The 10,228-nt window shown below is 69.6% G+C and carries 9 protein-coding genes; 1 reads left to right on the top strand and 8 read right to left on the bottom strand.

Annotation, left to right across the window (positions count from 1 at the left end; translation table 11 throughout):
• The coding region (locus MHY30_RS14620; RefSeq protein WP_239278762.1) for a carbonic anhydrase at positions 1–675 on the top strand (675 nt) is incomplete at its 5' end.
• Positions 676–746: 71 nt separating this feature from the next.
• Here MHY30_RS14620 and MHY30_RS14615 read toward each other — a convergent pair.
• The 8 genes from MHY30_RS14615 to MHY30_RS14580 all read right to left on the bottom strand — a co-directional run bounded on the left by MHY30_RS14615 (position 747) and on the right by MHY30_RS14580 (position 10,158).
• On the bottom strand, positions 747–1,568 hold the full coding sequence (locus MHY30_RS14615; protein WP_239278753.1) for a hypothetical protein: 822 nt from the start codon (positions 1,566–1,568) through the stop codon (positions 747–749).
• Positions 1,565–2,230 carry a response regulator transcription factor gene (locus tag MHY30_RS14610; protein WP_239278751.1) on the bottom strand — a complete coding sequence of 222 codons (666 nt, stop codon included), beginning with the start codon at positions 2,228–2,230 and terminating at the stop codon, positions 1,565–1,567. The genes MHY30_RS14615 and MHY30_RS14610 overlap by 4 nt, the downstream gene beginning before the upstream one ends.
• A complete protein-coding gene (locus tag MHY30_RS14605) occupies positions 2,218–3,525 on the bottom strand; it encodes a histidine kinase (RefSeq protein ID WP_239278742.1) in 1,308 nt (435 codons plus the stop codon). The genes MHY30_RS14610 and MHY30_RS14605 overlap by 13 nt, the downstream gene beginning before the upstream one ends.
• A 77-nt stretch (positions 3,526–3,602) precedes the next feature.
• Positions 3,603–4,715, bottom strand: coding sequence for a substrate-binding domain-containing protein (locus MHY30_RS14600; protein WP_239278729.1), 1,113 nt, complete (start codon positions 4,713–4,715; stop codon positions 3,603–3,605).
• A gap of 73 nt (positions 4,716–4,788) precedes the next feature.
• Positions 4,789–6,054 (bottom strand): multiple monosaccharide ABC transporter permease, encoded by a 1,266-nt coding sequence (mmsB, locus tag MHY30_RS14595; RefSeq protein ID WP_239278717.1) that lies wholly within the window; start codon positions 6,052–6,054, stop codon positions 4,789–4,791.
• A complete protein-coding gene (mmsA, locus tag MHY30_RS14590; RefSeq protein WP_239278793.1) occupies positions 6,041–7,567 on the bottom strand; it encodes a multiple monosaccharide ABC transporter ATP-binding protein in 1,527 nt (508 codons plus the stop codon). Before mmsA ends, mmsB begins: the two co-directional genes overlap by 14 nt.
• A 139-nt stretch (positions 7,568–7,706) precedes the next feature.
• Entirely contained in the window at positions 7,707–8,810 is a 1,104-nt protein-coding gene (gene chvE / locus MHY30_RS14585; RefSeq protein WP_239278782.1) for a multiple monosaccharide ABC transporter substrate-binding protein, read from the bottom strand.
• A gap of 313 nt (positions 8,811–9,123) precedes the next feature.
• Positions 9,124–10,158 (bottom strand): LacI family DNA-binding transcriptional regulator, encoded by a 1,035-nt coding sequence (locus MHY30_RS14580; protein WP_239278700.1) that lies wholly within the window; start codon positions 10,156–10,158, stop codon positions 9,124–9,126.
• Between the last annotated feature and the right edge of the window lie 70 nt (positions 10,159–10,228).

The raw sequence follows: 10,228 nt of genomic DNA, 5'->3' as shown, positions 1-10,228 counted from the left end.
GGCTCCGGCCTCGCGGGGGCACTCGCCCTCCTCGCCGCCTGCGCCCCCGCCACCACGGCCGTCACGCCGTCCCCCTCCCGGACTGCTCCCACGGACGCCCGCAGTGGTCTAGCCGCCCTGCGCGCCGGCAACCAGCGCTTCGCGCAGGCCCGCGCGGAGCACCCGAATCAGGGAATTGATCGACAGCGCGAGGTCACCGACGGTCAGGACCCGTTCGCGATCGTCCTCACCTGTGCGGACTCGAGGCTCGCTCCGGAGCTGGTCTTCGATCAGGGCCTCGGCGACCTCTTCACCATCCGAGTGGCGGGGAATGTCGTCGACAGCGCCGTGCTGGGGAGCATCGAGTACGCCGCCCTCCACCTTGCGACTCCGCTCGTCGTCGTCCTGGGACATGAGAAATGCGGCGCTGTCGCGGCCGCCATCGATGTCTCGGCCGGTGCCGCGACGCCGGAGGGGGAGGTCGCTTCCATCGTCTCGAGAATCATGCCCGCGGTCGAACAGGCCCGCGCCGAGGGTGCGGCCGACCTGCTCGAATCGGCCGTGCGCATCAATGCTTCTCACTGCGCCGAGCAGATCGCGACAGCGCCACCCCTCGTCGACGCCGTGACGTCGAAGGCCCTCACGGTCGTCCCGGCGTACTACAGCCTCGACACGGCGCGCGTGACCTTCATCTGAGATCGCGGCTGTCGTCGGTGAAGCAGACGGGGCCGGGACGCTTCCGCACCCCGGCCCCGATCCCGTCCGCCTCAGGTGGCGCGGAGCGTCACCGAGCCCATGACCGCCTGCACCTCGACGCGGGGCGTCGCGCTGGGTGAGGTCCGCAGGGTGCTGTCGACCGACCCGGGGCCCTCGCTGGTGAAGCGGTAGGTGTCGTCGGGGAGACCGATGTCGGCCGACCCCGCGGTCACCTCGATGCTCGTGCGCGTCGGCGCCTCCCCGGTGAGCGTCGCCGTGAGCTCGCCACCGGCGACGTCGAACGTCGCCTCCCCGGCGCCGTCGACGTCGGCTGACACCGAGCCGCCCGCGACGGTCAGGGCGAGAGCGTTCACGCCGCCCGAGACGTTCGCTCTGCCCCCGGACACCTCCACGTCGACGTCACCGAAGTCGCCGTCGAGGTCGAAGCTCCCCCCGGCGATCCGAGCATCGACGCTGACGGCATCCCCTTCCAGTGCGCGGGGAAGCGTGAGGGTCGCACCCTTCTCGCTCCCCCAGTCCGCGAAAGAGCGACGCGGTGTGGCCACGTACAGCGTGTCACCCCGGAGTTCGAGTCGCCACGCGCCGGCTCCGTCGCCGTCCAATTCCGCCTGGGGCACGTCGTCGTAGACGACGGTGAGCGCTCCCCCCGTCACATCGATGTCGACACTCTCCACCCCGCTCGTGTCCGTCAGCTGGACCGGTGGCCCCGCGTCGGCGCTGCGGGCGTTCCGGACCGCCGAGAGGCCGCTGCTGGCGAGTGTGCCCAGGATGATGCATCCGCCGACGACGATCGTGATGATCGAGACCGCGAACGTTCCCGTCGAGCGGTGCGGCGCGGCCTGAGTCCGGTCGGGAGGGGTCTGAACGGTCATGAGGATGCTCCGGTGGTGTCGTGGCCCAGGTGGACGAGTGCGGCGATGACGCGGCGATTGCCCGTCTCGTCCTGCTCGAGGCCGAGCTTGGTGAAGATCGCGGTGATGTGTTTTTCCACGCTGGCCGGCGAGACGAAAAGCGCCTGCGCGATCGCCTGGTTGGACCGCCCCTCGGCGATGAGAGCGAGGACCGCGCGCTCACGCTCCGTCAGCGACTGCAAACGATCGTCGCGGCGGCGTCGAGCGAGGAGCTGCCCGACGACCTCGGGATCGAGGACGGTCGCGCCCTCGGCGATTCGTGCGACGGCGTCGAGGAAGTCCCGCACGTCGGCGACCCGGTCCTTCAGGAGGTAGCCGAGCGAGCCCTGTCCGTCCGCGATGAGGTCGCTCGCGTAGCGCTCCTCGACGTACTGCGAGAGCACGAGGACCGCGAGCCTCGGATGCCGCGCCCGCAGGGTGATCGCCGCCCGGATGCCCTCGTCGGTCCAGGACGGGGGCAGGCGCACGTCGAGGACGCACAGGTCCGGGGTGGTCTCGGCCACCGCGGCTTCCAGTCCCGACGCGTCGGGCAGAGCGGCGACGACCTCGTGCCCGTCGTCGGCGAGCAGTCGCACGAGCCCCTCGCGGAGGAGGACGGAGTCCTCGCAGATCAGGATGCGCACGGGACCGTCACCTCCACCGACGTCGGTCCGCCCTGCGGAGAGTCGATGCGGACGGTTCCCCCGGCCGCCGTGACGCGGTTCACGATGCCGTCCAGTCCGCCGCCGGGGACGACGCCCGCGCCTCCCAGACCGTCGTCCTCGACGCGCGCCCAGAGCGATCCGTCGTCCCGGACCCGGACGTCGACGCGACAGGATCCTGCCCGCGAGTGCTTGGCGGCATTGGTCAGCGCCTCCGCGATGGAGAAGTACACCGCCGCCTCCGCGGGTCGACTGCATCTGCGCGGCAGCCGCACGTCGAGGGTGACGGGGATGTGCGACCTCGACGCGAGCGCCGAGAGCGCGGCATCCAGGCCACGATCCTCGAGCACCGAGGCATGGATGCCACGGGCCAGCTGGCGGAGTTCGGTAATCGCCGACTTCGTCGAAGCGTGTGCTTCGGCGACGAGGGCCTTGGCGGCTTCGGGGTCGTCGTCGATCTTCGTCTGAGCCAGTCCCAGGGTCATCCCGATCGAGACCAACCGCGGCTGGACGCCGTCGTGCAGATCGCGCTCGATGCGGGTCCGCTCCACTTCCGCGGCGCGGACGGCGCCGGCGCGGCGGGTGTCGGACGTGCGCGCCTGCTCCTCGAGCTGCGCTTCACGGGACGGCACCAGGATGGCTCGCGCCAGGACGCCCTGAAGCAGGCCCAGTCCGATCACCGCGCCCGTGGCGACGACGACGATGAGCGCGCCAACGAGGGGAGCACCGATCCCGTCGAGAGCGACAAGTCCGAACAGCCGGGTGTCCCCCCACCCGAAGAGGGGATCGACGAGGAGAACGAGCCCCCACGACACCGAACCGATCAGCATGAGGGTCACGAGCCCCAGCACCGTGGAGACGGTGAAGGACGCCACCGCGCGCCACTGCCGCGGGTCGATCGCCTGCAGCCAGATGGTGTGCAGCACACCGACGAAGCCGGGCTTCGGGCTGCGGCGCACCCGGAGAGCCGGCAGGTCGAAGCCGTAGAGACCGTCGAGGCGCGCCTGTTCGAACCACGCGACGCCGAACAGGGCGTACACGAGGCCCGCGAGCAGGACGGCCCCGATCAGGAGGGCGAACAGCAGACCCACCCCCGCGCCGAACAGGCCGAAGAGGGCGCCGAAGACGGCCGGCCCCACGACGCCGAGCGCGGCGAGCTGGGCGATCGCGCCGGCCACCCGGCCGGGCGTGGAGATGCGTACGCCGGGTCGCGAGACCGCTCCCGGGGGCGCGGGCAGCGTCGATGGCGGAGGAGGGAGGACGGATGCCGTGGTCATGTGTTCCACGGTAGGACGCAGGCCTCGTCGGGACAGCCCGGGCAGCCCGCCGCTTCGTTCGGGTTATCCCGAAAGCGTCAGTCGGCCAGATCCTCGACGCGCACCCATGCGCTGTCGAGGAACACCGCCTCGACAGCGTTCCGTTCCACCGTGAGGGGCTGCGGTGCGACGCTGTCCGGCGGCGGGTCGCCCGCGAGAGCCTCCTCGACGGCGTCGGCGAGCGGCACCGCCCATTCGCGGGTGTCGACGAACACCGTCGCGGAGACGACCCCGTCGCGCAGCGCCCGCACGGTGGGCGCGTCACCCCCGGATCCCACCACGACGGGCGGTACCCGGGGCGCGGGGGTGATGTCCCGTTCGGCGGGCTCCGTCGGCTCCGGCGAGGCCGTGGGGCTCGGCGACGCGGTCTCTCGCGGGTCGGGGGTCGTCAGGGCCGCCACGACGCCGCGGGTGACGGCGTCTCCCAGAGCGAGTACGGCACCCACGGTCGTGTCGTCCGAGGGCGCGAGCACGGTGCGGGCGCGTTCCTCGGACGCGCTCTCGACCTCTGCCGGGGCGTCCGCCACGGCGGCGGACTGCGCGTCGGCCCCCGCGACGATCCGTACGGCTCCCGAGGCCTCGGCCGACTCCAGCACCTCGAGCGCGGCGGCGTGACGGGTCGTCGCATCCGGGTCGTCGCGGGATCCGGCGAACACCGCGACGTCCGTGGGCTCCGGCGCATCCGCGATCGCGTCGAGGAGCGCCTGGGCTTGAGCACGGCCCAGCGCGGCGGGGTCCACGGCCTCCACGGCGCCCGCCCCGTCGAGGTCGCGTCCGGCGGCGATCAGCGGCACCCCGGCATCGACGGCCGCCGTACGGGCACGGGCGAGCGTGTCCGTCGACAGCGGCACGAGGACGATGGCATCCTCACCCTTGGTGAGCATGTTCTGCGCCTGCGCAAACTGGGTGCGGCCGTCGCCCGCGGCGTACTGCAGGTCGACACGGTAGCCCCGGGCACGCAGTTCCTCGCCGAGCGCGTCGCCGAGCCGTTCCCACGAGCGGTCGTCGACGGCGGGCAGGCTCACACCGATCACGCCCTCCCCGTCATTCGTGCCGGTGGTCCGCGCGGTGGTGGCGGAGCACCCGGAGAGCACGAACGCGGCGACGAGAGCGACCGCGCCGAGAGCGCGCGGGATCGAGCGGGGGGTCACCCGTTCCATCCTGCCCCAGACACGACGGATGCCCCGCCGCGCGAGGCGACGGGGCATCCGCAGAGAGACGGGATCAGCCGCGGCTGCGGTTCTTGTTCCACACGTCGAAAGCGACGGCGAGCAGGAGCACGAGACCCTTGATGAACTGCTGCACGTCCGTGGAGATACCCATGAGCGACATGCCGTTGTTGAGCACACCCATCACGAGACCACCGGCGATCGCACCGACCACGCGGCCGACACCACCCTGGACGGCGGCGCCACCGATGAACGAGGCGGCGATGGCATCCAGCTCGAACAGGTTTCCGGCGCCGGGACCGGCCGAGTTCAGACGGCCCGTGAACACGATGCCGGCGAGGGCCGCCAGCACACCCATGTTCACGAACAGCAGGAAGTCGACGCGGCGGGTGTTGATGCCCGACAGCTTCGCGGCGGTGCGGTTGCCACCGATCGCGTAGATGTGGCGGCCGAAGACGCTGCGGCTCATGACCGTCGAGTAGCCGATGATGAGGATCGCGAGGACCACGAGAACGATCGGCGTTCCGCGCGAACCGGGCGCGACACCCAGAAGGTACGTGAGGTACGCGATGAGGGCACCGCCGCCGATGATCTTGAAGAGGAACCACACGCGCGGCTCGTTCTGCAGCTCGAGCGCGGCACGCTTGGCGCGCTGACGCACCTGCGAGACGACGAACAGCACGAGGGTCAGAGCGCCGAGGGCGACGGTGATCCACTCCGCCGGCGAGCTCGAGGCCGGGAACAGGTCGGGGAAGAGGTACCCACCGCCGAGCTGACGGTACTCGGTCGGGAACGGCGTGATCTGGGTGTTGCCGAGGGTCATCTGGGTGAGACCACGGAACAGCAGCATGCCCGCGAGCGTCACGATGAACGCCGGAATGCCGACGTATGCCACCCAGAACCCCTGCCACATGCCGACCACCGCGCCCAGCACGAGGGAGAGCAGGATGCCGAGCCACCAGGGCATGCCCCACTGCACGATCAGCACACCGGAGACGGCGCCGACGAAGGCCGCCACCGAACCGACCGACAGGTCGATGTGTCCGGCGATGATGATCATCACCATGCCGATCGCGAGGATCAGGATGTAACTGTTCTGGACGATGATGTTCGAGACGTTGCCGGCGGTGAGCAGACGCCCGCCGGTGAGGGCCTGGAACAGCAGCACGATGACGATCAGCGCGATGAAGATGCCGATCTCGCGCAGGCGCGACGTGAAGAACTGGACGATGCCCACTCCCCCGTTGGCGGCGCCGCCGACCGGACCGCGCGGAGTCCCGCCCGGACCCGCTTGGGTCGCCGTGTTGTTAAGCGCTGACATGGTCGGCTTCCTTCTCCTTCGTCATGAGCACCATGAGGGCCTCGGGTGTGGCCTGCTCGATGGGCAGCTGGCCGGTGATGTGGCCTTCGCTGAGGGTGTAGATGCGGTCGCAAATGCCGAGCAGCTCGGGAAGCTCCGACGAGATCACGAGCACCCCCTTGCCCTGCGCCGCGAGGGAATTGATGATCGTGTAGATCTCGTACTTGGCACCGACGTCGATGCCCCGCGTGGGCTCGTCGAGGATCAGCACCTCGGGGTCGGAGTACAGCCACTGCGACAGCACGACCTTCTGCTGGTTGCCGCCCGAGAGCTTGCCGACCACGACGTCGACCGTCGGCGCCTTGATGTTCATCGATTTGCGATACCGGTTGGCGACGAGATACTCCTCGTCACCGTCGACCCACCCGCCCTTGGCGAGCTTGCGCATCCCGGCGAGCGAGATGTTGCGCTTGATGGTGTCGATGAGGTTGAGCCCGGCACCCTTGCGGTCCTCGGTGACGTACGCGAGACCGCTGCGGATCGCCGCGGGAACCGACGAGGTGTCGGCCTTCTGGCCGCGGATGTAGACGTTTCCGGAGATGCGCGAACCGAAGCTCTTGCCGAACACGCTCATGGCCAGTTCCGTGCGTCCCGCCCCCATGAGACCGGCGATGCCCACGACCTCGCCGGCGCGCACGTTGAGGTTCGCCTCGTGGATGACGACGCGGCTTCCGTCGGTGGGGTGGTGCACCGTCCAGTCCTCGATGCGCAGCACCTCCTCGCCGATCTCGACATCGCGGTCGGGGTAGCGGTTCTCCAGCTCGCGCCCGACCATCCCGCGGATGATCCGGTCCTCGCTCGTGCCGCCGGTGGCCACGTCGAGCGTCTCGATCGTGCGCCCGTCACGGATGATCGTGACCTCATCGGCGATCGCGCGGATCTCGTTGAGCTTGTGACTGATGATGATCGACGTGATCCCCTGGCCCTTCAGGTGGCGGATCAGGTCGAGCAGGTGCTCGGAGTCGTCGTCGTTCAAAGCGGCGGTGGGCTCGTCGAGGATGAGGAGCTTGACGTCCTTCGACAAGGCCTTGGCGATCTCGACGAGCTGCTGCTTGCCGACGCCGATCTCGTTCACCGGCACGTCGGGGCTGTCGCCGAGGCCGACACGGGCGAGGAGCTTGGATGCCTCGCGGTTGGTGGCATCCCAGTCGATCAGGCCGCGGTGGGTGATCTCGTTGCCGAGGAAGATGTTCTCGGCGATGGACAGATAGGGGCTGAGGGCCAGCTCCTGGTGGATGATGACGATGCCGGCCGCTTCGCTGTCGCGGATGTCCTTGAACTCGACGGTGTTGCCGTCGAAGACGATCTCACCGCGGTAGTCGCCCGCGGGATACACACCGCTGAGCACCTTCATGAGGGTCGACTTGCCGGCACCGTTCTCGCCGCAGATGGCGTGAACCGTTCCGCGCTCGACGGTCAGCGACACGTCGGCGAGCGCGATGACGCCGGGGAACTCCTTGGTGATCGAGCGCATCTCGAGGATGGTGCTCACGAGGTCCTCCTTGCAGGACCGGCTTTCCGCCGGTGGGGATGAGGGAACAGGGGCCTCCGCCGCGACCGGCGTGCGGTCGCGGCGGAGGCGGTGCGGGAGGGCCGGGGCCCTCCCGCGGGGATCACTTCAGGTCGTCGGCGCTGTAGTAGCCGCTGTCGACGAGGACCTGCTCGTAGTTGTCCTTCGTGACGATCGTCGACTCGAGGAGGTACGAGGGGACGACCTTCTCGCCGTTGTCGTACGTCTCGGTGTCGTTGACCTCGACCTCTTCACCCTTGCGGATGTCGTCGACCATGGTCACGGCCTGCTTCGCCAGCTCGCGCGTGTCCTTGAAGATCGTCGAGTACTGCTCGCCCGCGATGATCGACTTGATCGAGCCGACCTCGGCATCCTGACCGGTGATGACCGGCAGCGCGTTGGCCGCGTAGCCGCCCGAGGTCAGGGCCGAGATGATGCCGATCGACAGGCCGTCGTAGGGCGAGAGCACGCCGTCGAGCTTGGTGTCGCCGATGACGGTGAGGATGTTCTCCATGCGCTCCTGCGCCGTCTCGGGCAGCCAGCGGAGGATGGCGGCCTGACCGAACTCCGTCTGACCCGACGGAACGGTGATGACACCCGAGTCCATGTAGGGCTTGAGGGTCTCCATGGCGCCGTTCCAGAAGAACGTCGCGTTGTTGTCGTCGGGGCTACCGGCGAACAGCTCGACGTTGAACGGGCCGGTCGCACCGGTCTCGTTGCCGTCGGCGTCGAGGATGCCGAGGCCCGTGAGCAGCGACGTGGCCTGCTGCACGCCGACCTGGAAGTTGTCGAACGTCGTGTAGTAGTCGACGTTCTCGGTGCCGTTGATGAGGCGGTCGTACGCGATCACGGGGATCTCGGCGTCGGCGGCCTGCTGGAGCACGTCGGTGAGGGTGGTGCCGTCGATGGAGGCGATGATCAGGGCCTTGGCGCCCGACGTGATCATGTTCTCGATCTGCGAGACCTGGGTGGGGATGTCGTCGTTGGCGTACTGCAGGTCGACCTGGTAGCCGAGCTCCTCGAGCTGCGACTTGACGTTGTTGCCGTCGGCGATCCACCGCTCCGACTGCTGCGTCGGCATGGCGACGCCGATGATGCCGCCGGCCTCACCCTCGTCTCCGCTGCCGCCGCCGGTGCGGTCGCCCGCGCAGCCCGCGAGACCGATGCCGAGCGCGAGGACGCCCGCTCCCGCGACCGCCTTGAGCATGCTGTGCTTCTTCACTCTGGTTCCCTTCGTTGGGTTCGATGACACGGCTTCTCCGCGTGGAGTGCGCCGCTGCAGCGCGGACGGCACGCCCACACGCATCCGGCGGGGCGAAACGAGGCCGATCGGGCGAAGCGGGAAACGCATCGTTCGAAACGTCTTCGTCTCGACGGAGTCGCTCCGCAGCGAGTCCCGTCGGCGTGGTGTGGCGGTGATGTGACCGTTCACATTGTGTGTGTGATGGTACCTCGCACCTCGCCGCCGCTGTCAAGTCCCGCTGCGTTCGGCGACCAGCCGTTGCCAAACCGTGACGTGATCAGCGGCGGGGCGGCGCGGTCGACGAGCGCACGATCAGGCGGAGATGGTCCGGCTCCGGCATCGTCTCGCCGTCGTGCGATACGCCCAGGTCAGCGAGCAGATCCCACACCGCCCGCCGCCCGATTCCGGCGAAGTCCTGGCGCACCGTGGTCAGCGGCGGCCAGAGGTGCGCCGCTTCGGGGACGTCGTCGAATCCCACGACCGACACGTCCTCCGGCACCGACCGCCCGATCGCGCGTACCGCGTGCATGAAGCCCAGGGCCATGTGGTCGTTGCCGGCAAAGACGGCGGTCGCATCCTCCGTGCGCAGCAGTTCCACACCCGCCTCGAAGCCGAACTGCGCGGTCCAGTCGCCGAGCACCGGTGGGCGTGGCGTGAGGTCCTGCGCATCCATCTCCGCCAGATAGCCGCGCATCCGATGATCGGCCTCGATCCAGTCGCGCGGACCCGCGATGTGCAGGATGCGGGAGTGCCCGAGCTCGACGAGGTGGCGGACGGCGGCGCGTGCCCCCGCGACCTGGTCGTTGACGACCGCGGCCGATGCGGCCGGTCCCGTGGACGAGACGATGCGGACCGGAACCGGCAGTTTCATCTCGTCGAGGATGGGCACGACGCGCGTCTGGGGGGCGACCGCGATCAGCCCCTCGATGGACTGCTGCATGAGGTGGTCGATCGAGGCTCGCACGTCGTCGGGGGCGCTCGTGCCGAGGTTCGTGAGGGTCAGCCGGTACCCCGCAGAGCGGGCCGCCGATTCCACCGCCTGCACCATCGCCGAGACCCCGTGGGTCGTCGTGCGCGGCCCCAGGACGCCGATGAGTCGCGTGCGGCTGGTGGCGAGGGCCCGAGCGGCCTGATTCGGCACGAACTTCAGCTCGGCGATGGCGTCACGCACCCGCGCCGCCGTCTCCGGTCGCAGCTGCGGGCTGTTGTTGATCACGCGCGAGACCGTCTGGTAGGACACACCGGCCAGGCGGGCCACGTCGCGGATGCTGGGCGCTTTGCCCACGGCATCCGGGATGTCGGTCTCGCTCATCGCTCTCGCCTCTTTGCGTCGCCGGCCGCACGTGACCGGTCACACGAGGATAGCCGACCCGCCCCTCCCC

It is taken from the genome of Microbacterium sp. ACRRU (genome assembly GCF_022346945.1).
GTDB classification, from domain to species: Bacteria; Actinomycetota; Actinomycetes; order Actinomycetales; family Microbacteriaceae; genus Microbacterium; species Microbacterium mcarthurae.
The sequence above is the reverse complement of the archived record's forward strand: the minus strand, read 5'-3'. Positions and strand labels throughout refer to the sequence as shown.